A 25,171-nucleotide genomic window follows, 5' to 3' on the forward strand; every position below is an offset into this window, starting at 1 on the left:
CCCGTTTATAGAAAGCCTGTTCTACCCACTTCACACGCCCAGAACGGGGGACAGCGCCGGTTTTCGTGGCATGAATCTACTCGCGAAGGGCCAGCAGATACTCGTTCATGGCGGCACTGAGGTCTGCGTCGACGCGCAACGGCGTGTCGTCGATCTGGCGGATGGGCGCGACGAGTCTCACACTTGAGAGCAACCACGCGGCATCCGCTGTGCGCAGCGCGTCCGAACCTGCCACGCCGACCTTTGTTTGCATCCCGCGGGCGGCAGCGAATCTGAAAATGCTGGCCTGGGTCGTGCCATCCAGAATGCCCAGGTCGGGAGCCGGTGTCAGCAGGGTGTTTCCTCGCCGGTACACCAGGGTCGACGTTGGCCCTTCCAACAGGATGCCATCACTTGAGACGAATATGACATCGTCGGCACCGCGGCGCGCGGCTTCGCGCAGCACCGCCTTGTTCACCGCATAGCTGAGCGTCTTCGCTCCCGCGAGCAACCAGGGGGAGGTGCGAGCCACATCATGGCGATAGCCACGGTCAAGCAATACCACCCGGATTCCTCGCGTCCGAGCGTCGGAAAATTCGGGCGAATGCTCTGCATAAGCCCACCCGGTCGGAAGGTTTGTGCCCTCGACCCCTCGGGTGAGCACGATTTTCACGAACGCCTCGGCGGCGGGCTCGAGTTCCGCAACGGTTGCAAAAATGGCCGCTCGCCAGGCGTCAAGGTCGGGGGCGGGCAGGTCGAGCATCGCCGCCGAACGCGCAAATCTCGCCAGGTGGTGCTCACGTGCCAGCGGTACTCCGCCGCACACGCTGAGCGTTTCGAAGACGCCATCGCCGCGGGTCGCCGCCAGATCCATGACGCTGAGGTGCGGCTGCGCGACGTCGGCGAAGTGCACCGGCACGGCGTCGGGATCGTGAGCCGGGGCATCCAGCGACGGTCGATTCAGGATCGCGAGCACACGTTCAGGCATGGGACACAGTCTGTCAGGGGCCCAGCTGCACCGGAATACTCGAGGTGTCGTACCTCTGCACCCGTCGTGGAATGAACAGGGCGATCACCAACCCCAGCAGCACAACACCGGCGCCCATCACAAACACCCACGCGAAACCGTCGCGTGTGGGAACGCCAACCCCGTCGAGCACCACTACGTGCGTGGCTAGGATCACACCGACCAGGGTCGCCGAGAGGGTCGATCCCAGGGTTCGCATGACCGAGTTCAGACCGTTCGCTGCCGCTGTCTCGTTGGGCGGGACAGACTGCATGATCAGGGTCGGCATGGCGGCATAGGCGAATCCCACACCGATTCCCGTGATTGTCGAGACCAGAATGATGTGCCACACCTGATCAAGGAAAAAGATTGCCAGGGTGAACCCCACGGCGACGATGGCGGCGCCGATGATGAGGCTCGTGCGAGCACCCCTGGCCGCAGTCAGTCGCGCGGCGACGGGCGACATGAAGAACATCACGAGCCCGAGCGGCATCAGGCAAAGGCTCGCCACGATGAGCGGCTGGCCAAGGCCGAAGCCGGTCGACGCGGGCGCTTCGAGCACGAGGGGCAGCGAGGCGTTGACCACGAAGAACGCGAACCCGATCGAGATGGAGGCGAGGTTGGTGAGCAGCACCGGCCGCCTCGCTGCAACACGAAGGTCGACCAGTGGATGCAACGACCGCAGTTCGAAGAAGCCCCAGCCGACCAGCACCACGACTCCCCCCACCAGCAGTGAGACGGTGATCGGGCTGCCCCAGCCCCACACCGTGCCGTTGGAGATGGCCAGCAGGATACCGACGAGCCCCACGGCAAGTCCGACCGCACCGAGGTAATCGAACGCTCCTCCCGAGCGCAGGGTGCTCACCGGGATCACCACCGCGACCGCGACGATACCCGCGAGGCCGAGGAAGGTGGCCAGCCAGAACAGCGCGTGCCAATCGGCGAACTGGGCGATCGTGGCCGCGAGCGGCAGGCCCACCGCTCCGCCCACGCCGAGGGTTGCGCTGACCAGAGCCACGGCGCCACCAAGATTCTTTGGGTGGATGACGTCGCGCAGGATGCTGATCCCGAGGGGGATCACCCCGATTCCGACGCCCTGGAACACCCGACCGACGACCAGCGGCACCAGCGAAAACGAGATGGCGCAGATGATGGAACCGCCCACAAGAATCGCAAGCAGTAGCAGCATGACACGGCGTTTGCCATACATGTCGCCGAGGCGCCCACTGATGGGGGTGGCGATGGCCGCGGCGAGAAGAGTCGCGGTCAGCACCCACGATACGTCGGCCGGTGGCGCGTCGATCAATACGGGCAGTCGCGGATAAATCGGAGTGACCAGAGTCTGCATGAACGACACGACAAGCCCGGCGCTTGCCAGGGTGACAATGATCGTCCGGTCGCTTCGAACACGAGTCAGTGCTCTGCGCTGCCGGGGGGTCAGTGAGCCTGAATCTTCAGTTTCAGCGCCCTCAACCACCGGCCCAGCTTACGCTCGCCCGCGACGCCCCATTGTTGCCGCTGTGATCAGCGAGTGTCTAGCTGAAGGGCGTCGAGCACGTCCTGCGGGGCAGCCTGCATGGTGTGCGGGCCGGCAACGTCGAACCAGACGGCCTCCAGCACCCCGATGTTGTCGGCCAGAAACTCGCGCAGCGCCGCGGCGTCGTAGGCGAGCACACGATGGTCCGCCTCATCCGGAACCATCTGCTGATACGTTTCTGTCGACGAGAACAGCAACAGCATGTAGCGGTCCGCCTCGCCTCGGCGAAACACCCGCACCTGCGGCGGGCCGTCGACCGGCAGCATCGGCACCACCACGTGGTCGTTGCGCAGGGCAAAGGCCACCGCCACAGCATCCTGCGCCTTGAGCGCGGCGGCAAGCTGCAGGGACCCTGGAACCGAATTCTGGCCGATCATCAGTTGAGCAGGAACGCCTTCGAGGCGAGGGATGTCACGCCGCCGACGGTGACGTCAAGACGGTAGGTCGCCCCGCCGGCGCCGACCTGCGGTCGCTCGGCCTCGCAGGTGTCCGTCGCCGACCGAGTGCGATCCCAGGGAATCGGAGTTGCGTCAAGCGGAACTCCCGGCAGCAGGGTCGCGGTCGCTGCAACGGCGTCACGCTGGCAGTCTTTCGAGCTCCAGATGCGATCCGCGCCGCTGGTGATGACGAACTCCTGCAGGTCGGAACCTGCTGCCAGGGTGCACGGGTTGGTCATCGTGCTCTTGAGGCTGAATGACAGCGCTGGATTGATGCCAGCCTCATAGCTGGGGGCATCGGTGGTGGGCTCGAGCGTGATCATGGCCGGGTCGCATACGACTGTCTCACCGGGCTTCGGCGCCGGGGTCTGTGCCGCTGCCGATGGTGTGCCGCTGGTGGTCCCGGCGGGAACCGGCTTATTGGTGCCAGGCCGATTCACGATGAGAATCACGATGATGATGACGGCAACCAGGCCCAGGGCGAGGACGAGCCGGCGGCGCCAGTACACCTTGCTGGACTGGGGGCCGACTGGGGTGCGGAACGTCGACATGCTTACAGGCTAGGTGCGCTGGTGTGGCTCGGGCCTCATGGCACGCCCACACTGGCCGGATGCTCAGCCAGCCACCTTCTCGATGAACTCGAGATAGGCGCCGAGGGTGTGCTCAGCGGTAATTGCCCGCAGCACCACTTCGTCGACGTGCCGCTCATACTCGGTCACTCGCGCGGCCAGCGCTCCCGGCACCGAGCCGTCGATGGTCGTGTCGATCGCGCTGGCTCCGATCCGCTCGAAGTTCGCGGCATAGGCCGGAAAGCTGCCATAGCGATCAGACTCGGCGCGCAGCGCAGCACGGGCATCCACCGTCATCGCCGTCCGCACGTAGAGAACACCCCGAACATCGCGAGTGTCGGAGTCGCGTCGAAGATCGCTCATCGCCTCGGCCGCGGCTGCCGCAGTCAGCCAGTTGAAGAGCACGCCGTCCGCCGTTTGGGCGGCCATCCTGCGCATTTTCGGCCCCAGGGCGCCGACGGCGATGGATGCCTCGCTGCGCTCGGTCAGCTCCTGAACGCCACGCGTGACCAGCCCCAGCGGATGCCGGTCGGCGCCGGAGCCAACGCCGATCGTCAACCGCCCCTGGGGCAGCCCGCCCAGCGCACCGATGATCTCGGTCGGCTCGCGTCGGTCGAGCGGAATCACCCCGGTGCCGAGCTGCAGCGTGCTGGTGACCGCCGCGACGACGGCCAACCCGGCAAGCGCGTCCCCATCCGGTGTGTCGTTGAGCCACACACCGCGGAAACCCCGCGACTCGATGACGGGAGCCAGCCGGGTGAGGATGGCGTGATCCAGAGCCCCGGCCAACCCGATCGACACTCGCGAAATGTTCATTTCAGCATCTTGAGCATTCGCGTGTTACCCAGCGTGTTCTGCTTCACCCGGGAAAGGTCGAGAAACTCCGCGACACCCTCATCGGGCGAGAGGGCGAGCTGCGCGAATACCTCGGGAGCAACCACATCGTCGGCGATCGGCGTGAAGCCGTGCCTGCCGAAGAAGGTGGTCTCGAAGGTAAGGCAGAACAGTCGACTGAGCCCGAGTTCGAGCGCCCGCGTCTCGATGCTCTCCAGCAGTGCGTGACCGGCGCCGGTGCCGAGTGAGTCCTGCGCGACGGCGAGCGTGCGCACCTCCCCGAGATCCTGCCACATCACGTGAAGCGCCCCGCAGCCGACAACCTCGCCGGCATCGTTCTCGGCGATCCTGAATTCCTGCACGGCCTCGTAGAGCACCACCCGGTCTTTGCCGAGCAGGATGCGCCGCTGAGCCAGCGGCTCGACGAGAACCTGAATGAGGGGAACGTCACTGGTGCGCGCGGGACGGACGGTGAATGTTGCCACCCACCCACCTTAAACGGATCAAGCCCGCCGAGAACCTCATGACGAGATTCTCGACGGGCTCGACCCGAGATGGCGCTTAGGCTTCGACCGCTTCCGGCTCCTTCTCGGGGAGCCCGGCCTGCCTGCTGGTCGTTAGCACGAACTGCCCGTCGAGGTAGTCGACGTGCACGTGGTCACCAGCGTTCAGCTCTCCGTGCAGGATCTGCTCGCTCATCCGATCCTCGATCTCGTGCTGCACAGCGCGTCGCAACGGCCGTGCACCCAGTGACGGGTCGAAACCGATCTTGATCAGTTGCTGCTTAGCGGAGAGGGTGAGATCCACCGTCAGGTCGCGATCCATCAGGCGCTCACTCAGGCGTTTGATGAAGAGGTCGACTATCTGGAGCAGTTCCTCCGGGCTGAGCTGCGGGAAGACGATGGTCTCGTCGACGCGGTTCAGGAACTCGGGCTTGAAGTGCTTCTTCAATTCCTCGACTACCTTGCCGCGCATCCGGTCGTAACCAGTGGCGGTGTCTGTCGATGAGGTGAACCCGATCGGCGTGCCTGTGATGTCTTTCGTGCCGAGGTTGGTGGTCATGATGATCACCGTGTTCTTGAAGTCGACCACACGGCCCTGACCATCCGTCAGGCGCCCCTCTTCCAGGATTTGGAGGAGCGAGTTGAAAATGTCGGGGTGAGCCTTCTCGATCTCGTCGAACAGCACCACAGAGAACGGCTTGCGACGCACCTTCTCGGTGAGCTGGCCGCCCTCCTCGAAGCCGACGAATCCGGGAGGAGCACCGAACAGTCGCGAGACCGTGTGCTTCTCTCCGTACTCGCTCATGTCGAGGGAGATGAGCGCATTCTCGTCGTCGAAGAGGAACTCCGCGAGCGCCTTGGCCAGCTCCGTCTTACCCACACCGGTGGGCCCGGCGAAGATGAACGAACCGCTGGGGCGCTTCGGGTCTTTCAGGCCGGCGCGGGTGCGGCGGATCGTTTTGGAGAGCACCGAGATGGCTTCCTCCTGGCCGATGACGCGCATGTGCAGCGCCTTCTCCATAAAGATGAGCCGGCTCGACTCCTCTTCCGTGAGCTTGAAGACCGGGATGCCGGTGGCCGCCGCGAGCACTTCCGCGATGAGGCCCTCGTCGACCTCAGCGGTGGTCGACACGTCGCCGGACTTCCACTGCTTCTCGAGGCGGAGGCGCTCGCCGAGCAGCTTCTTCTCCTCATCCCTGAGCGAGGCAGCCTTCTCGAAGTCCTGGTCTTCGATCGCGCCTTCCTTTTGCCCACGAACGGCGGCGATCTTCTCGTCGAACTCGCGAAGCTCGGGCGGGGCCGACAGGATCGAGAGCCGCAGTCGTGCGCCGGCTTCGTCGATCAGGTCGATGGCCTTGTCCGGCAGGAAGCGGTCGGCGACGTAGCGGTCGGCGAGGTTTGCGGCGGCGACGATCGCGCCATCTGTGATGGACACCTTGTGGAACGACTCGTACTTATCGCGAAGCCCCTTGAGGATGTTGATCGTGTGCGGCAGGGACGGCTCGTGTACCTGCACAGGCTGGAAGCGTCGCTCGAGAGCGGCATCCTTCTCGAAGTGCTTGCGGTACTCGTCGATGGTCGTTGCGCCGATCGTCTGCAGTTCTCCGCGGGCCAGAAGTGGCTTCAGGATGCTCGCAGCATCGATCGCGCCCTCGGCGGCTCCAGCGCCGACCAGCGTGTGGATCTCGTCGATGAAGGTGATGATGTCGCCGCGGGTGCGGATCTCTTTCGTGACCTTCTTGAGGCGCTCCTCGAAGTCACCGCGGTAGCGACTACCGGCGATCAGCGATCCGAGGTCGAGCGTGTAAAGCTGCTTGTCCTTCAGCGTCTCGGGAACGTCACCACGCACGATGGCGATGGCGAGGCCCTCAACGACGGCGGTCTTTCCGACACCGGGCTCGCCGATCAGCACAGGGTTGTTCTTGGAACGGCGGGAGAGAATCTGCATCACCCGCTCCATCTCTTTCTCGCGCCCGATCACCGGGTCGAGTTTGCCGTCGCGCGCGGCCTGCGTGAGGTTGCGGCCGAACTGGTCGAGAATCTGTGAGCCCTTATCGGGAGTCGCATCGCTGCCGCCGACCGCGACGGCCTCCTTGCCCTGATAGCCCGAGAGCAGCTGGATGACCTGCTGGCGCACCCGGTTGAGGTCGGCGCCGAGCTTGACGAGCACCTGCGCCGCGACACCCTCGCCCTCGCGGATGAGACCGAGCAGGATGTGCTCGGTGCCGATGTAGTTGTGGCCGAGCTGCAGGGCTTCGCGCAGAGACAACTCGAGCACTTTCTTGGCGCGCGGGGTAAACGGGATGTGGCCTGTCGGCTGCTGCTGGCCTTGGCCGATGATGTCCTGAACCTGCTCGCGGACAGCATCCAGCGAGATATTCAGTGACTCGAGGGCCTTCGCGGCGACGCCTTCGCCCTCGTGGATGAGCCCGAGCAGAATGTGCTCGGTGCCAATGTAATTGTGGTTGAGCATCTTGGCCTCTTCCTGGGCCAACACGACAACACGACGAGCTCGGTCGGTAAAACGTTCGAACATCTTCTTCACTCCTTAGGCACCGGACTGGACTCGGTGCCGATATAAAGAGCGTAACTTCGCCGGGCCGTGAATGGTCGACTGTTCGCCCTAGGCGTGACGGGTTGCGCCGGTGAATGCCACTCGTGTTCGCAACTCGTGCAGATCGCCGGCGCGACTCCGGTTTTCAGCTCAATTGTGGGCTTCCGTCCGCCGCAAAGGGCTGAACTGCAGGAGTTGTGAACGCGCGACGGCATCGATGCACGCTCGGCGGCGGCTGCATCGATAGTGCAACTTGTGCTGTTACAACTCCGGCAAAGCGACAGTAACTGCACCATGGATGGCGGATGCCATTCACCGCCGCCACATCTCGAGCTCGCGACGCCTTGCAAAGCCCAAACGTATCGTTTATCGTTATTATCGACAATCGATAGGACGTGACATGACAACCTCAGCGGCCACGACAGAGTGGACAAAGTGGGACAGGGTGGGCCTGTGGATCTTGCTCTTCGCCAGCGCACTGCTTACCGCCGGTACTGTGATCTCCAGCGCGATCCGGATCATCACGAGACTGGCCACCGGCCGTTATTACCTCGGTCTCAACCTCAGCGTGCCACTTCCCCCCGAAGCGAGCGCCGGAACCGCAACCCTCGTCACCGGAAACTACGACTCGGCCTGGGTCGAGGTCGGCGGGCTCAGCACCGGCACCTCAGGACTGCTGATCGCTGGCGACGTCGTCAGCATGCTCACCCAGGCGGCCGTTACTCTCGCCTTCACCTACCTGGCATGGAGGCTACTCCGCCGCCGCCCCTTTACTACCTCGCTGACCACCCTGTTCATCGTCGCAGGCGCCGTGCTCACCTGTGGCAGCTTGATCTCGCAGTTCCTGATCGGGTTCGGTAGTTGGAACGTCATAACTGAACTGACCACAGGGCGCGTTGTCGATGGTTTCTGGCCGCTGGTCATGACGCTCGATCCGGCCCCGATTGCTCTCGGATTTGGCCTGCTGATCGTCGCCAGTGCTTTCCAGTTCAGCGGACGTCTGGGCCGTGACCTGGACGGCCTCGTCTGATGACGGATGACGACGGGACTAGCGGCATCCACTGCCGACTCGATGAACTGCTCGCTGAACGCGGGATGACGCTCGCGCGGCTAAGCGAACTGGTCGGGGTGAGCGTGGTTAACCTGTCGGTACTGAAGAATGATCGGGCACGGGCCATTCGGTTCTCCACCCTCACCGCGGTGTGCGAGGCTCTGGGCTGCGAGGTCGGCGACCTGCTCGCGCGCGCGTAACTCCTGCGGATCGCTCGCTGCGTCGCAAGCACATCGGCCTAGGCGTGACGGTGGTGCGCTCGTTCGACGGTCGAATCTTAGTGTGCGATCGAGCGCCGGTCTCCGTCGCTCCCGAGGCGACGGGACCACTGACCCGTGTTGATAACTCCTGCAGATCTTCCGCCGAAGATCTGCACTTCGGCTCGGATGCAGGCGCGGATGCTGGGTAGCGGGGTCTCGGCCGCTCGAATCTGCAGGAGTTATCAACACGAATCGGCGGCGCGGGCGGTATTCCACCCGACGCCATCCGTAGTCGAGCTTCACAGCGCAGCGGTGGCCCCCGACGCGCGGAGAATGGGGCGCAAAGTGCACTGTGAGAGGCCACGGCCTCCGGCTCGGACAGGCCGAACGTCGCAGGCCGTCCGGATGCCGGCTGAGTGGCAGACCCGGCAACAGGATATGCGACACCGTGGCAGGCAGTGCGTGCAACTCCCGTTGACTTTCCGATATTCGCCTTCGGCGCGAGGTCTCTCGCTACGGCGGAGGGCAAGCGCCCGAACCAGCGCCTGGCGGCAGAATCAACTCGGCGGCAGCAAGCTCATTGGCGACGTCTGGCTCCAAAGGGATGGGAACACTGCACGGTTCCAGATGTACGACGAAACGACGATTGCCCAGTGCCTCAGAGAACAACGACAGCGAAAGAGTCCCGACTGTGCCGTCCCAGGCCAGGTTAATCACCTCAGCGCCGGCGTCATTCTGATCCGGCAGCGAGATGGCCAGGCTGGTCGCCGTTTCCGGCGGTAGTGACCCAAAAGCGTCGATCCTGGGAAGGGCCCACGACCGCAAGGCAAGTGACTGATCCGGCACGGCCCGTGCGGCGTCCCAGTCGGCTGTATCCAGTGAGATCTGGGTCGAAAGTGAAGCGATCGCTCGATAGTAGGGCGCGTCAAAACCGTCACGGGGCTCGAGATCCATACTTAGAGGGATACCCAGCGCTGCTGAAAGACCAAACCAGTAGTCGACTTCGGCCGATAACGCCGTGTGGGCGATATCGAAGACTCCGATCGCCAGTATCCCGCCGTCGGCCGCGGTCAACGTGAAACTGAGCTGCTGTTCAGCCAGCGGACTCGAGCTGAACGCCGCCAGCACCGGCTCGACGATCGACATCGTCGTGGTCGGGGTCAGCACATCGGCGGTGACCTGTACATCAACTACGAAGGTGTAGGAACCGGTGATCTCATTGGTGAATTCGGCCGTGACTCCAGGTGACACCGATTCGATCTCTTCATCCATGCTAGTGAGTTGCGTTGTGATGGACTGCTCGGTGAAGATCGACTGCCCCACCTGCGCGACTCCGCAACCGGTGAGCGATGCGACGGTTGCCAGTGCGCAGACCACGGCATATCCCAGCCCCCGTAGTCGCATACACGTGACGGTATGTCAGCATCCCGGGAAATGCAACGCCCACAAGAGGGGCGCTCAGCCACAGCGTGACCTTTCCTTCAGTACTCGCGCGCATTGAGATCCTGCACTTCCGCAGCCTTGCGGGACGGAGCGGGGGTAGCTCGGCGGGCGCACACAGCTCGGCCCGCAAGGGCAGCCGCGTCAGGACGTCGGCTTGGCCGGGATGGTCTGCTCGGCTGTGACGGCCACCTTGGCTCGCTCCTCCGCCTCGATCTGCGCACGCGCTTTGCGCTCCGTGCTGTCTGCACGAAGAATCGCGCGGAGGATGAACCAAAAGACAAGCCCCACCAGAATCGTCGGGGTCACCGAGTAAATCGCGTTAGACCAGAATTCCTGAGGCACCTATCGAGCGTAACTCGTCAAGATGTACGCCACCGCAATAACTACAAGCATCCCCACCAGTGCGATGCCAGTGAGGAGCCGCGACGTCCGGCGGTTCATCAGCTCGCCTTGACCAGGATCCCGACGACACCTGAGATCACGAGGTAGAGGCCCACCCCGCCGACCAGGACCCAGATCACGATGCGAGTGAACGAGACGCCCTTCTTTTCGTTGTCCTCTCCCGGAAGTTTCAGGTCGGCCATCACTTCACCAGGGGGAACAGGATCGTCTCGCGGATACCGAGGCCCGTGATGGCCATGAGCAGTCGATCGATTCCGAGGCCGATGCCCCCGGTGGGCGGCATCCCGTGCTCAAGCGCTCGCAGGAATTCCTCATCGAGTCGCATCGCCTCAACGTCGCCCTGAGAGGCGAGCAGGGCCTGCTCGACGAAACGTGTCCTCTGGATGACGGGGTCGACTAACTCCGAATATCCGGTCGCCAGCTCGAAGCCTCGAATGTACAGGTCCCACTTCTCGACCACCCCGGCGATGGTGCGGTGGTCGCGCACGAGGGGGCTGGTATCGACCGGGAAGTCCTTCACAAAGGTCGGGCGCGTGAGGTCGGGCTTTACAAAATGCTCCCACAGCTCTTCCACGAGCTTGCCGTGAGTGGGGTGTTCGACCTCGATGCCCACCTTCGCGGCGTGCTCGGCCAGGTAGTCGAACGGGCTTTCGGGCGTGATATCGAGCCCGGATGCCGCGGCGGCAGACTCATACATCGACACCCGATCCCAGCTGCCGCCCAGGTCGTACTCGGTGCCATCGGCCCACGTCACGACGAGCTGGCCGGCCACCGCGAGCGCCGCGTTCTGCACGAGCTGCTGGGTGAGGTCGGCCATCCTGTTGTAGTCGCCGTAAGCCTCATAGGCCTCGAGCATCGCAAACTCGGGCGAGTGGGTTGAATCAGCTCCCTCGTTGCGAAAGTTGCGGTTGATCTCAAAGATCCTGTCGATGCCGCCGACGACCGCTCGCTTGAGGAACAGTTCGGGTGCGATGCGCAGGAACAGCTCGGTATCGAAGGCGTTGCTGTGGGTGGCGAATGGGCGAGCGGAAGCACCGCCGTGCATCACCTGCAGCATGGGGGTCTCGACCTCGAGGTAATCCTGCGCGGCGAACGTCGCGCGCAGCGAGGCATTGACCGCGGCGCGAGCACGCACGGTGGATCGGGCCTGCTCGCGCAGGATGAGGTCGAGGTAACGACTGCGCACCCGCGACTCATCGCTGAGGTCGGAGTGCATGGTCGGCAGCGGCAGCACCGCCTTCGACGCGATCTGCCAGGACTTCGCCAGCACGCTGAGCTCACCACGACGGCTCGAGATCACCTCGCCGCTGACAAACACGTGGTCGCCGAGATCGATGAACTCCTTCCACTCGTCGAGGGACTCCTGGCCCACCTCCGCGAGGCTCACCATGGCCTGGATCCGGGATCCGTCACCAGATTGCAGGGTCGCGAAACAGAGCTTGCCGGTGTTGCGGGCGAACACCACGCGACCGGCGATGCCGACGATATCTGCTGTGGTGTCATCCGCGACCAGGTGTGCATACTTCTCGCGCACCGCGGGGATCGTCGTTGTGATGGGCACCCCCACCGGGTACGCCTGGCGACCGCTGGCAATGAGCCGCTCGCGCTTGGCAAGGCGCACGGCCTTCTGCTCGAAAATCTCGGCGGCGCCGGATTCGTCGGCTCCGTCGTGGGAGGTGGGGGCAGGCTCGGTGTGATCGTCGCTCATAGCGATCCCATGTTACCGGGACGGCGCCGGTGCTCCCGGGGCACAGTCCACGTGGGCGGTAGCCGATGGGCGAGCCTCAAGCCGCGCCGGCGGGATGGGTAACCCGCAGTGGATGCAGATTCCGTAGGTGCCGTCATCCACTCTCGACAGCGCCGCGGCGAGTTCGGTGATCCGATGGCGAATCTCGACGATGGTGGCATCCAGTTGCGCGCGCTCGAAGGCGATGGTGGCGCCCTCGGGATCGTGCTCATCGTCGGCGTTCGACGCAATGGATGCCTCCACCATCGCCGTGCGCTGCCACTCGAGCGTGTCCACCAACGCTCGGGCGTCACGCAGGTGCTCTGAAAGGATCGCGCGGTGGTCTGACATGGAGCGACAGCCTACCCACGTTCGCGAAAAGCGATGTCAGTTCGGGTTGATGTCAGTCGCAACTGACATCACGAAAACGAGACACCGTGCCCCAGACCCTTGGCAGCGCCGCGGCGGCCGTGGGGCGCATCCGCCCAGGTAGGGGAACGGTCAGCCCAGGTAGATGGACTCGTTGTCGATGAGGCGAGTGCTGCCTAACTGCGCCGCGACAATGACGACGGCGGCGCCGCGGTAGTCGTCATCCACTGGCATAAAGGTCTGTGGATGCACGATTTTCAGATAGTCGAGCTGCACGAGCGACTCGCCCATGAGTGCCCCCTGCCCGGCCGCCAGTGCCGCGTCGAGACCGCGGTCGGCCGATGACGATACCGCCTCGAGCGCGACGGAGAGGGTTCGCGCCGCTCTGCGCTGGTTTGCGTCGAGAAACTGGTTGCGGCTGGACAGTGCGAGGCCATCCGACTCGCGGACCGTTTCGATCGCCTCGATGCGCACCGGAAGGTTCAGGTCGCCGACCATGCGGCGCACGAGAAACAGCTGTTGGGCGTCTTTCTGGCCAAAAGTAGCGACATTCGGGGTCACGATGTCGAGCAGTTTGGTCACCACCGTCAACACCCCGTCGAAGTGGCCGGGTCGCGAAGCCCCCTCGAACAGCCGCCCGACCGTGCCCGCAGTGACCGTGGTCTGGGTAGGGCCGCCGGGGTACATTTCTTCTACACTGGGCGCGAAGACGTAGTGCACACCGGCCGCGTCGAGCACCAACAGGTCGGCATCGAGGGTACGCGGGTACTTAGCAAGATCGGCGGCATCAGGAAACTGTGTTGGATTGACAAAGATCGAGACAACCAAAACGTCGGCGAGCTCGGCGGCGCGTTGGACATGGGCGAGGTGCCCGTCGTGCAGGGCACCGAGTGTAGGCGTCAGAGCGATGCTGTGGCCAGCAGCACGCTCGGCCGCGAGCGCCTCCCGCATCCCGCGGATCGTCTCGACTACGATCGGCCTCTTCGCCACAGTCACCGTGAATCCTCCAACGTGTCGTGCACAGCCCGGTGGGCAGGTCTGGCTACCTCGATCGTATAAGCGGTGTGCTGCGCCGGATGACCGGCCGCCGCTAGCGCTGGATGCCCCGCAGCAGGTCGAAGTCGCCCCCGGCTTCCTGCAGGGCTGTCTCGACCGACGAGCGCAACAGCGGTCCCAGCACCATTCCGGGAGACTCGATGCCAAGTTCGGCCAGCATTGCGGTGGACTGTCGCACTATTGATGCTGAGAAGCTGGCCGCGGTCGATACCGCGTCCGCATAGGCCGCCCGGTTGGCTTCGGCGATGATGATCGGCTCCCCGCCCATCTCGACCACGAGCGCCTGGCCGATGGGCAACACCGGGGTCGGCGCGGTGACGGCGAAGTAACTCTCGCGCATCCTGACCAGATCTAGTGAAGTGCCGGTGAACACCATCGTGGGGTGGACGGCCAGCGGAATGACGCCAGCGGCCACCGCCGGAGCGAGCACCGCACATCCGAGCCCCGGCGCCGTGTGCAGCACGAGCTGGCCCGGCTGCCATGACCCGGTGGCTGCGAGGCCCGCCACCAGTGACTCGATCTCAGCCTCCGGAATTGCCAGGATGACCAGCTCGCTGCGCTCCAGCAGCAAGGGAATCTCAAGGATCGGCACCTCAGGCAGCATGGCCCTCGCGCGATCGCGATTCTCTTCCGATACCGAGGCAATTCCGACGATGGCGTGGCCAGCGCCAGCGAGTGCGGCTGCGATAACGGGCCCTACCCTACCAGCGCCGATGATGCCGACGCCCAGGCGCCCGGAGGGAGTTGTCATCAGCGGCGGCCTGCCTGGGAGGGTTCGGTATGCTCCGGATCGCCGTCCACGGCCGAAGGCACGCTCGAGCGCCAACGATGGCTGGTGTCGGCATCCGCTGAGCTGACCGCCGCGCGTTCGATGGCGGCGAATGCGGCGACAGCATCTGCCGCATCTATGGCGCCCAGCCTTGCGACGACCGGGCCAGCCACGGTGTGCACGGTCAGCGAGGCCAGATGCAGTCGCCTCAGTAGCGGCCCCTGGTGCATCCCGAGGCTCTGCAATCGCGCCTGCGGCACCACGACCAGCTCGCGCCAAATCGCTCCGCGTCGAAACATCACCGCCCCAGGGACGATGGCAAAGCCATTGCGCTTCCACGAGAACCAGCGAATGATGCGGGCGCGACGTGGGGAGTTAGTGAACCCGTCGTCTCCACCCTTCGACAGCATTCCACGAATCAGCAGGTCGATCGCTGCGGGATCGACCAACCCGGGCAACACCAGCTCGAGCACACGCCGGGTGTCGGTGAGGTTGCCGACCGGCAGAATCGTGGTGTTCGCCTGGCCCCCCGCGCCGCTCGCCGACGAGTTCGAGGCGCGATTGACCTTGATCTCCCACCAGCCCGCGGCCCGCCACAACAGCGGCTGGTTGACCTGAACGGCATGGATGCGACCGGGCGGCAGAGTTTCATTGCTCGTCGACAGCAGACCGAAGCCCACTCGAATGCCATCCGGCGTACCCGCGATGCTGTACCTCAGCGACCGCGTGAACCGGGAAATGTAGTAGCCACTCATGCCGATAATTCCGGGCACGAAACCGAAAAGGAAGTAGGGTTCTCGCGTCGTCGCCGTTACCACCGTGAGTGCGATAATCCCACCGAGGATGATCACCGTGAATCCGCTGAGTAGCAGAGACCCGATGACCCTGCCCAGGTGCATATTCACCACGGATTCCGGCGGCGCGACGTTGGGGTCGCGTTCCGGGGCGAAAAGTTCGGTGACGCGCTGGCCGATCACACCGCCCGCCGCCGTCGTTTCGACGGCCGAAGATTGGGAGCCGGAGGCAAGGAGAAGTATCTCGCGGCGCAACTCATCCGCGGCAGCAGAGCCAAGGTAGGCAAGCTGCACGTTTGCGTTCTGGCCTGCCACGGTGATCTCGAGTCGTGCAGCGCCGAACAGTCGCGCCAGGAAGGGGCGGGTGAGGTTGATGCCCTGGATGCGATCGAGCCGACCCCGACGATTGGTGCGAAACAGGATGCCGCTGCGCACCTCGACCAGCTCTTCGGTGATACGGAAGGTATGCATGCGCCATGACACGTAGAAACCGCCCACGAAGAGCAGCACGCCGCCGAGGATGGCCAGCAGGACGAGGCCGGCGAATTCGTGCTCGTAGATCCAGACCAGCGGGTCATACTCTTCGCCGCCCGAGTCGCCACCGCCGATGATGATGTTGATGAACAGGTCGCGCAGGTTCACGATGATCACACCCACGATGGCCACCAGGGCAATGCCACCCTTCAGCACCGGCGTTGCCGGGTGTAGCCGGTGCCACTGGCCGTCGGCGAGTCTCGCGCCGGTGCCGATCCTCTCGCCTGGTGCGCGCCGACTCACAGCCCGGCCCTGCGGCTTTCGGCCAGCTCCACCAGCCTGTCTCTCAACTCATCGGCTTCGGCGGCGACCAGCCCGGGGATCACCACACCCGTCGCGGCGGCGGCGGTCACGAACTTCAACTCGCTGAGCCCGACCGCGCGATCGAGCGGGCCTCGATTGATGTCGACGAGCTGCATACGCCCGTAGGGCACGGCCACAAACCTCTGGAACAGCAGGCCCCGGCGAAACAGCAGGTCGTCATCCCGAAGCTGGTAGCCAATGGCGCGAACCCGACGCGGCGTGAGCGCGAGGGTGATGATGAAGATCACGGCGAGGGATGCCGGTATCGCCCAGAGGTAGACGTTGCCGGAGAGGATGGCGGGAATTGATGCCGCCCCGACGGCAATGATCGCAAAGAACAGCGTGCCGACGAGATCGACCACGATGTACCTGGGCGACACCCCGCGCCACTCGGTGCCCGGGATCTCAAGCATGCGTGTCATGTAATTCCTCGGGTATTGGGGCTGCCGCCCTGCCGTTCGTCGCCAGATCGTGTGTCGCCCGGCCTGGTGTTGCCGGGCCTCGTGTCATCGGGCGGAAGAGCACACATATGCTCAGCGACCAGCCCGGCCACCAGCAGCAGTATCGCACCCGCCGCCGATGTAACCGACATTGTCACCGCGCCGGGCGCGGCAACTACGGAGCGGCTCAGCAGAAAGCCCACAATGCTAATGCCGGCGCCGCCGAGGATTGCCCCGCCAAGGCTCGATGCCTTTGCGAGCATCACCACCCTGGTGGCGTAGAACGGGTCGACCCGCGCGTGGGCGACCCCTCGCGAAACCTTACGCACCGGCAGCGCCATCAGCACGATGATGATGCCGATCAGCAGCAGAGCCACGCCGAGAGTGATCGGAGGGATGATCACGGCGCGCCCCGAGGAGGCCAGCGCGGTCTCGATGAACCACATCACGCCGCCACCGAGGACGGCCAATAGCAGCAGGGTGAGGGGCGGGGTGCGGGTCACAGCAGCGTCTCCGATGGGTAGGGCACGGCCCGATCCTCGGTGTGCTCGAGCAGGTCGGTGATGCGACCGCGGCCGACGATGATGGCGTTGGGTTCAATCTGCGCCCAGGGCGCCAACACGAACGCGCGGTCGGCGGCACGGGGGTGCGGAATGGTCAGCTCGGGCAAATCCAGCTCGAGAGTTCCGAACGAGATGATGTCGATGTCGAGGGTGCGGTCTCCCCACCGGATGTCGCGCACCCGTCCATGCCCCGCCTCGATGGCATTGACGGCCGCGAGTAGCGCCCGCGGTTCGAAGGTGGTGCGAATGGTGACGACCGCGTTGAGGTAGGGCGGGGCATCCGGATCAACGCCGTCGGGCTTCAGAGCGGTGGTCTCGACGATTCCGGATGCCGCCACCAGCACGATCCCGTCCAAGGCCGAGATGTCGCGTACCGCCTGCCGCAGCGTCAGCTCGCGGTCGCCCAAGTTGCTGCCCAGCGCCAGGACTGCGGGGTGCTCGATCATCGCTTCCCAAACCCGATCGTGGTGCGCGGCGACGCGTCAGCGAACCGGGTGATCGTCACGGCGACGTCGTCGAATGGCACGGTGATTGGCGCACTCGGCTTGTGGATGGTGACCACCACAACCTTCACCGATGCGTGCGCCAGGGCCACGCTGGCAACGCGCTCGGCCACGGTCTCGATCAGGTCGACCGGGTCGCTTTCGACGGCGGCAACCACGTCCTCGGCGAGCGCCCCGTAGTGCACGGTCTGCTCCAGATCGTCAGTGTCCGCGGCGGCTCGCAGGTCAAGGTGCACCATGACGTCGATGACGAAAACCTGCCCGTTGCGGCGCTCTTCTTCCAGAACACCGTGGAACCCGCTCGCCCGCAGGCCGGTGAGCGTGATGGTGTCGAGCGGTGAATCGAATGCTGCGGTCATGCGTCACGTCCGTTCTGCCAGGCGGACCACACACCGAGTGCGGCCCTGGTTGATGCCACGTCGTGCACTCGCACGGCCCACACTCCCGCGTCTGCGGCGAGTGCGGTCACCACGGCCGTCGGCAGGTCTCGGTCGGCTGCTGTTGCGTCATCCGAGAGCAGATCGCCGAGAAATCTCTTGCGCGAGGCGCCCACCAACACCCGACAGCCGAGTGTCTCGAGCGCGCTGAGCCCCGCCAGCAGGCGCCAGTTGTGTTCGGGAGTTTTGGCGAAGCCGAGCCCGGGGTCGATGATCACCTTCGCCAGGTCGACGCCGGCGGAATCGAGGGCCGCCATCCGTTGGGCGAGTTCGGCGCGAACATCCGTCACGACATCGTCGTACTCGTCGATCGCCCCCGATCCTTTCGCGTAGGAACGCCAGTGCATGGCGATGTAGCCAAGACCGGTCTCGGCGACCCTCTCGTACATGAGCGGGTCGGCCAGGCCTCCCGAGACATCGTTGATGATGGATGCCCCGGCCGCTGCCGACGCGAGAGCAGTGTCGGCGTTCATGGTGTCAACGCTCACCGGCACCCCGGCGGCGACCAGGCCCCTGATCACCGGCAGCACCCGCGCCTGCTCCTCATCGATGTCGACAGGTGTCGCACCCGGTCGGGTGGATTCCCCTCCCACATCGACCACGTCAGCGCCCTGCTCCCACAGCTCGATCCCGCGACCGATGGCTTCGGCAAGGTCGGAGAACTGCCCGCCGTCGCTGAACGAATCCGGGGTGACGTTGAGAATTCCGAATACCCTCGGCCGCGTCACGAGTGGCCGCCGATGAGCGAAAGCACGCCGGCGCGCTGCACCGGGTCTGACAGGGTTCCCCTGGACGCCATCGTGACGGTGGAGCTGCCGATTTGCCGCGGACCGCGGGCGGTAACGCAACCGTGCACGGCATCAACCACGACGAGTACACCGAGCGGCGACAGTCCGGTGTCGATGGCGTCCGCGATCTGTTCGGTGAGTTGCTCCTGCAATTGGGGCCGTGCTGCTACGGTCTCGACGACCTTCGGCAGCCGCCCGAGCCCGACAATGCGATCACCGGGCACATAGGCGACGTGGGCGACCCCGACGAACGGAAGCAGGTGGTGTTCGCAGATGGAGCGGAACTCGATGTCGCGCAGCAGCACCAACTCGCCCAGCCGATCGCTCGGCACACTGTCGGCGAGGAGCCGGGCCGGGTCTGCGCCGACACCGGCGAAAAACTCGGCATAGGCCTCGGCGACTCGTTTCGGGGTCGCCACGAGGCCCGGCCGTGTCGCGTCCTCGCCGATGGCGGCGAGAATCTCGGCAACGGCAGCTTCGATGCGTCCGGAGTCGACAGCCATGGGCGTGCTAGGCGGTAGCGATGCCGGGGGTCTTGCGCGGGCGCGGCGGGCGCGAGGGGGCGGCAGAGGTGTCTGACTCGACACCGCCTTCGACAAGCCCCGAGTCGACCGGAGCCTTGGCCGGCACTTTCACGGGCGGACGGTCCGATAGTGGACGGGCCACGCTTGACAGCCATAGTGGGCGCTCGGGCAGCTTCTCGATACCCACGAAAATCTCGGCCAACTGGATGTGATCGAGCGTTTCTTTCTCGAGCAGCTCGGTAGCGAGCCTGTCGAGAGTGTCCCGGTTCGTGTTCAGCACCTGCCACGCCTCGTCATGCGCCTCGTCGATGAGCTTGCGCACCTCCTCATCGATCGTCTCGGCGATCGTGTCTGAGTAGTCGCGGCTGGCTCCCATGTCACGACCGAGGAACGGCTCGCCCGCGGTGAGGCCGAGTTTCACAGAGCCGACCTTGGCGCTCATCCCGTATTCGGTCACCATCCTGCGAGCGATCGCGGTGGCCTTCTCGATGTCGTTGGATGCGCCGGTTGTCGGGTCGTGGAACACGATTTCTTCGGCGACGCGGCCACCCATCGCGTAGGTGAGCTGGTCGAGCAGTTCGTTGCGCGTGATCGAGTACTTGTCTTCGAGCGGCAGCACCATGGTGTAGCCGAGTGCCCTGCCCCGCGGCAGGATAGTGACCTTCGTGACCGGGTCGGTGTTGCGCATACTCGCCGCAGCGAGGGCGTGACCACCCTCGTGATACGCGGTGATGAGCTTCTCTTTGTCGTTCATCAGGCGCGTGCGGCGCTGCGGGCCGGCCATGACGCGGTCGACGGCCTCATCCAGTGCCCGGTTATCAATGAGTTGCGCATTGCTGCGCGCGGTGAGCAAAGCGGCCTCGTTCAGCACGTTTGCCAGGTCGGCGCCGGTGAAGCCCGGAGTCTTGCGAGCGAGCACCTCGAGGTCGACTCCCTCGGCCATGGGCTTGCCCTTGGCGTGCACCTGCAGAATCTGTTTACGACCCTGGAGGTCGGGAGCGTCAACGCCGATCTGACGGTCGAAGCGGCCCGGGCGCAGCAGCGCGGGGTCGAGCACGTCTGGCCGGTTTGTTGCCGCGATCAGGATGACGTTTGTCTTGACGTCGAAGCCGTCCATCTCGACCAGTAGCTGGTTGAGCGTCTGTTCGCGCTCGTCGTTGCCACCGCCGATACCGGCCCCGCGATGACGACCGACGGCGTCGATCTCATCGATGAAGATGATGGCCGGCGAGTTCTGCTTGGCCTGGTCAAACAGGTCGCGAACGCGACTCGCGCCCACTCCCACGAACATCTCGACGAAGTCAGAGCCTGAGATCGTGTAAAACGGAACGCCGGCCTCGCCCGCGGTCGCGCGGGCGAGCAGTGTCTTGCCCGTCCCTGGAGGGCCGTACAGCAGCACCCCCTTCGGGATGCGAGCGCCCACGGCGAGGAACTTGGCCGGGTCTTTCAGGAAGTCCTTGATCTCTTCAAGCTCTTCGATGGCCTCATCCGCACCGGCGACGTCGGCGAACGTGACCTTCGGGGCCTCCTTGCCCACCAGCTTCGCCTTCGACTTGCCGAACTGCATGACCTTATTGCCACCGCCCTGCATGCGGCTCAGCAGGAAGTAGAAGATCACCCCGATGATGAGGAACGGCAACAGGATGCCGAGCAGGCTGGTAAAGAAGTTGGTCTGGGGCACCTCGTCATCGAACTTGACGTTGGCGGAATTGATTGCCGTGACTACCTCTGCACCACGAGGGGCGACGTAGTAGAACTGAACCTGCTTGCCGTTGTCGCCATCGGCCTGGGACAGGGTGAGGTCGACGCGCTGCTCGCCGTCGACGATCTTGGCCGACTTGACATTGCTGCCCGTCAGCAGGTCAAGCCCCTCCTGGGTGGAGATGACCTTGAAGCCACCGCCCATGAGCAGGGTCGACCCAATCCATACGGCGACGATGGCGAGCACGATGTAGACGATCGGGCCTTTGAAGATGCGCTTAAAGTCCATGATGTTCGGGCCGAAGAGCCCAGACCTTTCCTGCTGGAGAAACGTATCGCAAGGCTACCGTCACCGCGCTGCAAGCCGACTGGATGTTCGCCTTGGGCGTTACTCGGCACCTCAGTGCGTGGCCTAAGACCCGAGTTTGTGCCCTAGGAGTAGACGTGCGGCGCGAGCACCGCGATCCCGCGGAGATTGCGATACTTCTCCGCAAAGTCGAGGCCGTAGCCGACGACGAAAGCGTCCGGGATGTCGAACCCGAGGTATTTTACGTCGACCTCGACTTTCGCGGCATCCGGTTTACGAAGCAATGCCAGGATTTCCAGGGATGCCGGGCCGCGGCTCGCGAGGTTGGCCCGCAGCCAGGTAAGCGTCAGCCCGGAGTCGATGATGTCTTCAACGATGATGACGTGACGGCCACTCAGGTCGGTGTCGAGGTCTTTCAGGATGCGCACAACACCGCTCGACTGGGTGCTCATGCCGTACGACGAGACCGCCATGAAATCGATGTCGACGTGCATTTTCAGCTCGCGAGCGATGTCGGCCATCACCATAACCGCCCCCTTCAGCACCGCAACCAGCAGCACCCGCTCCCCTGCATAATCACGCTCGACGCGACGTGAGAGCTCGGCGATCTTGTCGTTGATCTGCTGCTCGGTCAGCAGCACCTCGGTGAGGTCGTCGGCAACATCCGCGAGTTCCATGTGGTCCTATTCTTTGTGCTCATTCATTCGTGCTGAACAACAGAAGGCCAGCGTGCCTTTCCACTTTAACGCCCGGCAGGTCGATCGGCCCCTGCCCATGCCAGTCGGTCACCAGCCGTGCCACCTCGAGGGTCTGGCTGCGGCTCAGCGAGACGTGGAACTCGCTCTCGACCGCCAGCCTGATCAGCCGCTGCCTGAGCGCCGCCGGGTTCGCGGCGAGCGCCCTCACCGGCAGCGAGATGCCCGCCTCCGAATGTTCGGCAAGATCTTCGGCGATCTCCTCGGCGAAGTGGTCGAGCGCCTCGGTGTCTTCGCGAAGCTGCTCAGCCGTGCGCGCCAGGGCCTCACTGATGCCCGGCCCCAGCTCGGCCTCGAGCGTCGGAAGCACCACCTTTCGCACTCGAACTCTCGAGAACGCGGGGTCGTCATTCTGTGGATCCAGCCAGGGCGTGAGACCAGAGTCCTTGCAGAACTGCACGGTCTGCGAGCGCCGGATGCCCAGCAGCGGCCTGCGGTAGATGCCGGTCTCGGCGGCCATCCCCTGCAGGCTCGCGGCGCCACTGCCGCGCGCCAGGCCCAGCAGCACGGTCTCGGCCTGGTCGTCGAGCGTGTGGCCCAGCAGCACCGCGGTCGCGCCCAGTTCGCGCGCCGCCTCTGCGAGCGCGCGGTAGCGAGCGGTGCGGGCCGCGGCCTCGGGCCCGCCGTCCACCCCCACGGTGACGGTCTTTGCCACCACCGGGGCGAGCCCGAGGGCGGTGGCATGGTCGCGGGCGTTTGCCGCGGCATCCACTGAACCGGGTTGAAGCCCGTGGTCGATGATGATCGCGCCCGCCCTGGCACCGGCCCTGGGCGCCTCGAACGCGGTGGCCGCCGCCAGCGCGAGGGAGTCGGGGCCACCGGACAGCGCGACGAGCACCACCTCACCCTCGGCGATGCTCACGCGCACGGCACGGCGAACGTCGGCAATCGCTGGGGTCAGTCTCGGTCGCTCGTTCTGCATCCGATAACGTTATCGGCAGCATTCACCAGACTTTTTGAGGAGCACCAACCATGACCGCTTACGACGTCGTTGTCGAGATCCCCCGGGGGAGCCGCAACAAATACGAGGTCGACCATGAGACTGGCCGCGTATTCCTTGACCGTTATCTTTTTACGAGCTTCGCCTACCCCACCGATTACGGCTACTTCGAAAACACCCTCGGCCTCGACGGCGACCCGGTCGACGCGCTGATTCTGCTCGACGCTCCGACCTTCCCCGGTGTCGGTATCTCCGTTCGACCGGTCGGCGTCTTTAATATGACGGATGACGGCGGCAGCGACGCGAAGGTCATTTGCGTGCAGGCGAAAGACCCGCGCTGGGCCCACATTCAGGACCTCGGAGACATTTCGGAGTTCACCCGCAAAGAGATTGAGCACTTCTTCGAGCACTACAAAGATCTCGAGCCCGGCAAGTGGGTCAAGCTCGACGGCTGGGGCGATGCGGCCGAGGCCGAGGCAATCGTGCAGGCCGGAATCGCGAAGCTGGCCGCCGAGGGCAAGCACTAGACCTCGGTCGCCTTTGCCCTGTGGGGCCGCGCGGCCGCTGGTGACCACGTGGGCCGCCGCTGGGCCTGCCGCCGCCTCCGCCGCGCTGTGGCCGCGCTGGCCGACACCTTCGCCGAGACCGCTCAAACTGCTGCTACGAGTACGTTCGTAGCGACACTTTGAGCGGTCTCGCTGACAGTCACGTCCCTGTGACGACCGCTCAGCCAGTGGGGCGCCCCACGTACGACACGAGGTCGTAGTAACGCACACTCGACACCTTGACAGGAATGCCCTCGTACTGTGCCTCGATCATGCGTCCATCTCCGAGATAGAGGGCTGTGTGGTAAATGTATGAGCCGTCTTCGGAGTAAAAAAGCAGGTCGCCGCGCTGCAGTTGGCTGATCGGGATGAGCCTGTCCTGACCGCTGAGGTAGCGGTACTGGCTGGTGGATCCGTGCGCCCCGATATACACGCCAGCCGCGGAATACGACGCTTTCGTGAGGCCCGAGCAATCCCATTCGTCCGGGCCGTACCCGGAGAACTTATAGCGGTCGCCGAGCTGGGCGGTCGCGAACGCGATGGCGGCCTCGACGGCAGAGGGGGAAGGCGCGGGAGGCGGCGTCACGACTGGCGCGGTCACCACGGGCGGCGTGACTGGCGGCGTCACGACGGGTGGGGCCACTGGTGGCGCGATCGGTGGCCCGACGACCGGCGGCACGACGGGACCCGGGCCGGGGTTCGACGGACTGGTCGGCCGCGGCACGACCGGCAAGCCCGGGGCCGGCCGCACGTCAGTCTTGCCCTCGATGTAGAGCCGCTCGACGTCGGCGGTGCTCCCCTTGAGCGCGGCGAGCTGCTCGTACAACTGGTCGGCAGCGGCCCGTTGCTCAGCGAGGCGGGTCGACACTGCGATCGCCGCGCTGTTCGCATCGGCCAACGCGGCCTGGGCATCCCGAGCTAGCGACGTTCGAGCGGTCTCGGCCACTCGCGCCTGGTCGGTCAGCGATGCGGAGACGTTTCGGTCACGCGTCGCCTCGGTGAGAATTTGCGTCGACTGCTCGGTCAGCTTTGTCATCGTGGCGAGGCTGCCGAGTAGGTCATCGGCGTCCGGGCTGAGCAGGAGGCTCAGGCTGAGGCGTCCGCCGCCGGTACGGGCGAGCTGTGAGATGAGCTGCGCGGCACGCTGGCGCGAGCGATCGGCCCGCGCCGCGGCATCCTGCGCCTGGGATTCAAGCGTGCCAGCCCGGGTGGATGCCTCATCCAGCGCCTCACGCGCGATGATGTACGACTCGCCCCTGATCTGTGCTGTCCGACCGAGCTCGGCCGCCTCGGCCTCGAGCGTCACGAGGAAGACCTCGATTCCCGCCGCCGTTGACGCTGCCGCGGCCTGGTTCTGGCGCGCGGACTGCACGTCATCCCAGGTTGGATACTCCACCGCTGCGACCGAACTCGACAGCGAGACGGCCAGCAGCAAGCTCGACGAGACCACGATTATGAGCGCCCCCCAGGGGCGGCGACGCGCAGGCATTACCGCTCGAAGACCTGACCACGTCGGTTAGCCAAGCGTGATTCCCTGGTCAGCCATAAAGGGCACGGGATCCACTGGGTCGCCGTTGACCATTACTTCGAAGTGTAGGTGGC

28 protein-coding genes are annotated in these 25,171 nt (G+C 64.9%); 3 read left to right on the top strand and 25 right to left on the bottom strand.

Going from position 1 to position 25,171, the window contains the following annotated elements; genetic code table 11:
• Window positions 1-76: 76 nt before the first annotated feature.
• The 7 genes from RMN95_RS08700 to RMN95_RS08730 form a co-directional block, all read right to left on the bottom strand.
• Window positions 77-967, bottom strand: a complete 891-nt coding sequence (locus tag RMN95_RS08700) for an aminodeoxychorismate lyase (RefSeq protein ID WP_309616534.1) — start codon at window positions 965-967, stop codon at window positions 77-79.
• Window positions 968-980: 13 nt separating this feature from the next.
• Window positions 981-2,462, bottom strand: coding sequence for an MFS transporter (locus RMN95_RS08705; RefSeq protein WP_309616535.1), 1,482 nt, complete (start codon window positions 2,460-2,462; stop codon window positions 981-983).
• 47 nt (window positions 2,463-2,509) lie between these two features.
• Entirely contained in the window at window positions 2,510-2,899 is a 390-nt protein-coding gene (locus tag RMN95_RS08710) for an SseB family protein (protein WP_309616536.1), read from the bottom strand.
• Window positions 2,899-3,510: a hypothetical protein gene (locus tag RMN95_RS08715; protein ID WP_309616537.1), complete on the bottom strand. Its 612-nt coding sequence runs from the start codon at window positions 3,508-3,510 to the stop codon at window positions 2,899-2,901. The genes RMN95_RS08710 and RMN95_RS08715 overlap by 1 nt, the downstream gene beginning before the upstream one ends.
• A 63-nt stretch (window positions 3,511-3,573) precedes the next feature.
• On the bottom strand, window positions 3,574-4,344 hold the full coding sequence (locus RMN95_RS08720; RefSeq protein WP_309616538.1) for an LLM class flavin-dependent oxidoreductase: 771 nt from the start codon (window positions 4,342-4,344) through the stop codon (window positions 3,574-3,576).
• On the bottom strand, window positions 4,341-4,847 hold the full coding sequence (locus tag RMN95_RS08725) for an amino-acid N-acetyltransferase (protein WP_309616539.1): 507 nt from the start codon (window positions 4,845-4,847) through the stop codon (window positions 4,341-4,343). The genes RMN95_RS08720 and RMN95_RS08725 overlap by 4 nt, the downstream gene beginning before the upstream one ends.
• Window positions 4,848-4,923: 76 nt before the next feature.
• Window positions 4,924-7,401 carry an ATP-dependent Clp protease ATP-binding subunit gene (locus RMN95_RS08730; RefSeq protein ID WP_309616540.1) on the bottom strand — a complete coding sequence of 826 codons (2,478 nt, stop codon included), beginning with the start codon at window positions 7,399-7,401 and terminating at the stop codon, window positions 4,924-4,926.
• Between the two features lie 418 nt (window positions 7,402-7,819).
• On the opposite strand from RMN95_RS08730, the gene RMN95_RS08735 reads away from it, so the two are divergent.
• Together RMN95_RS08735 and RMN95_RS08740 are read left to right on the top strand one after the other, a co-directional pair.
• On the top strand, window positions 7,820-8,449 hold the full coding sequence (locus RMN95_RS08735) for a hypothetical protein (RefSeq protein WP_309616541.1): 630 nt from the start codon (window positions 7,820-7,822) through the stop codon (window positions 8,447-8,449).
• The gene (locus RMN95_RS08740; RefSeq protein WP_309616542.1) at window positions 8,449-8,670 is read left to right on the top strand and encodes a helix-turn-helix domain-containing protein; all 222 of its coding nucleotides are present in this window, start codon (window positions 8,449-8,451) and stop codon (window positions 8,668-8,670) included. The genes RMN95_RS08735 and RMN95_RS08740 overlap by 1 nt, the downstream gene beginning before the upstream one ends.
• A gap of 513 nt (window positions 8,671-9,183) precedes the next feature.
• On the opposite strand, the gene RMN95_RS08745 is transcribed toward RMN95_RS08740, so the two are convergent.
• The 17 genes from RMN95_RS08745 to tilS all read right to left on the bottom strand — a co-directional run bounded on the left by RMN95_RS08745 (window position 9,184) and on the right by tilS (window position 23,006).
• Window positions 9,184-10,074: a hypothetical protein gene (locus tag RMN95_RS08745; protein WP_309616543.1), complete on the bottom strand. Its 891-nt coding sequence runs from the start codon at window positions 10,072-10,074 to the stop codon at window positions 9,184-9,186.
• 180 nt (window positions 10,075-10,254) lie between these two features.
• Window positions 10,255-10,455 (bottom strand): hypothetical protein, encoded by a 201-nt coding sequence (locus RMN95_RS08750; RefSeq protein ID WP_309616544.1) that lies wholly within the window; start codon window positions 10,453-10,455, stop codon window positions 10,255-10,257.
• Between the two features lie 98 nt (window positions 10,456-10,553).
• A complete protein-coding gene (locus tag RMN95_RS08755; RefSeq protein WP_309616545.1) occupies window positions 10,554-10,697 on the bottom strand; it encodes a hypothetical protein in 144 nt (47 codons plus the stop codon).
• Entirely contained in the window at window positions 10,697-12,223 is a 1,527-nt protein-coding gene (gene lysS / locus RMN95_RS08760; protein ID WP_309616546.1) for a lysine--tRNA ligase, read from the bottom strand. The genes RMN95_RS08755 and lysS overlap by 1 nt, the downstream gene beginning before the upstream one ends.
• Before the next feature lie 12 nt (window positions 12,224-12,235).
• On the bottom strand, window positions 12,236-12,592 hold the full coding sequence (locus tag RMN95_RS08765; RefSeq protein WP_309616547.1) for a TraR/DksA C4-type zinc finger protein: 357 nt from the start codon (window positions 12,590-12,592) through the stop codon (window positions 12,236-12,238).
• A 150-nt stretch (window positions 12,593-12,742) separates the two neighbouring features.
• On the bottom strand, window positions 12,743-13,606 hold the full coding sequence (gene panC, locus RMN95_RS08770) for a pantoate--beta-alanine ligase (RefSeq protein WP_309616548.1): 864 nt from the start codon (window positions 13,604-13,606) through the stop codon (window positions 12,743-12,745).
• Window positions 13,607-13,700: 94 nt separating this feature from the next.
• Complete coding sequence (locus tag RMN95_RS08775) at window positions 13,701-14,417, bottom strand: DUF2520 domain-containing protein (RefSeq protein WP_309616549.1); 717 nt, start codon at window positions 14,415-14,417, stop codon at window positions 13,701-13,703.
• Window positions 14,417-16,006 (bottom strand): PH domain-containing protein, encoded by a 1,590-nt coding sequence (locus tag RMN95_RS08780; protein WP_309616550.1) that lies wholly within the window; start codon window positions 16,004-16,006, stop codon window positions 14,417-14,419. The genes RMN95_RS08775 and RMN95_RS08780 overlap by 1 nt, the downstream gene beginning before the upstream one ends.
• Window positions 16,003-16,488: a PH domain-containing protein gene (locus RMN95_RS08785; RefSeq protein ID WP_309616551.1), complete on the bottom strand. Its 486-nt coding sequence runs from the start codon at window positions 16,486-16,488 to the stop codon at window positions 16,003-16,005. The genes RMN95_RS08780 and RMN95_RS08785 overlap by 4 nt, the downstream gene beginning before the upstream one ends.
• Window positions 16,485-17,009, bottom strand: a complete 525-nt coding sequence (locus RMN95_RS08790) for a DUF3180 domain-containing protein (RefSeq protein WP_309616552.1) — start codon at window positions 17,007-17,009, stop codon at window positions 16,485-16,487. Before RMN95_RS08790 ends, RMN95_RS08785 begins: the two co-directional genes overlap by 4 nt.
• Window positions 17,006-17,515: a 2-amino-4-hydroxy-6-hydroxymethyldihydropteridine diphosphokinase gene (folK, locus tag RMN95_RS08795; protein WP_309616553.1), complete on the bottom strand. Its 510-nt coding sequence runs from the start codon at window positions 17,513-17,515 to the stop codon at window positions 17,006-17,008. Before folK ends, RMN95_RS08790 begins: the two co-directional genes overlap by 4 nt.
• Window positions 17,512-17,931, bottom strand: coding sequence for a dihydroneopterin aldolase (gene folB, locus RMN95_RS08800; protein WP_309616554.1), 420 nt, complete (start codon window positions 17,929-17,931; stop codon window positions 17,512-17,514). Before folB ends, folK begins: the two co-directional genes overlap by 4 nt.
• Window positions 17,928-18,737, bottom strand: coding sequence for a dihydropteroate synthase (folP, locus tag RMN95_RS08805; RefSeq protein ID WP_309616555.1), 810 nt, complete (start codon window positions 18,735-18,737; stop codon window positions 17,928-17,930). The genes folB and folP overlap by 4 nt, the downstream gene beginning before the upstream one ends.
• A complete protein-coding gene (gene folE / locus RMN95_RS08810; RefSeq protein ID WP_309616556.1) occupies window positions 18,734-19,300 on the bottom strand; it encodes a GTP cyclohydrolase I FolE in 567 nt (188 codons plus the stop codon). The genes folP and folE overlap by 4 nt, the downstream gene beginning before the upstream one ends.
• A 7-nt stretch (window positions 19,301-19,307) precedes the next feature.
• The gene (ftsH, locus tag RMN95_RS08815) at window positions 19,308-21,311 is read right to left on the bottom strand and encodes an ATP-dependent zinc metalloprotease FtsH (protein ID WP_309616557.1); all 2,004 of its coding nucleotides are present in this window, start codon (window positions 21,309-21,311) and stop codon (window positions 19,308-19,310) included.
• 143 nt (window positions 21,312-21,454) lie between these two features.
• On the bottom strand, window positions 21,455-22,006 hold the full coding sequence (hpt, locus tag RMN95_RS08820) for a hypoxanthine phosphoribosyltransferase (protein ID WP_309616558.1): 552 nt from the start codon (window positions 22,004-22,006) through the stop codon (window positions 21,455-21,457).
• Between the two features lie 19 nt (window positions 22,007-22,025).
• On the bottom strand, window positions 22,026-23,006 hold the full coding sequence (tilS, locus tag RMN95_RS08825; RefSeq protein ID WP_309616559.1) for a tRNA lysidine(34) synthetase TilS: 981 nt from the start codon (window positions 23,004-23,006) through the stop codon (window positions 22,026-22,028).
• A 50-nt stretch (window positions 23,007-23,056) separates the two neighbouring features.
• On the opposite strand from tilS, the gene RMN95_RS08830 reads away from it, so the two are divergent.
• Window positions 23,057-23,551 (top strand): inorganic diphosphatase, encoded by a 495-nt coding sequence (locus tag RMN95_RS08830; RefSeq protein ID WP_309616560.1) that lies wholly within the window; start codon window positions 23,057-23,059, stop codon window positions 23,549-23,551.
• 199 nt (window positions 23,552-23,750) lie between these two features.
• On the opposite strand, the gene RMN95_RS08835 is transcribed toward RMN95_RS08830, so the two are convergent.
• The gene (locus tag RMN95_RS08835; RefSeq protein ID WP_309616561.1) at window positions 23,751-25,058 is read right to left on the bottom strand and encodes a C40 family peptidase; all 1,308 of its coding nucleotides are present in this window, start codon (window positions 25,056-25,058) and stop codon (window positions 23,751-23,753) included.
• Between the last annotated feature and the right edge of the window lie 113 nt (window positions 25,059-25,171).

It is taken from the genome of Salinibacterium sp., from assembly GCF_031364185.1.
Classification (GTDB): Bacteria; Actinomycetota; Actinomycetes; order Actinomycetales; family Microbacteriaceae; genus Rhodoglobus.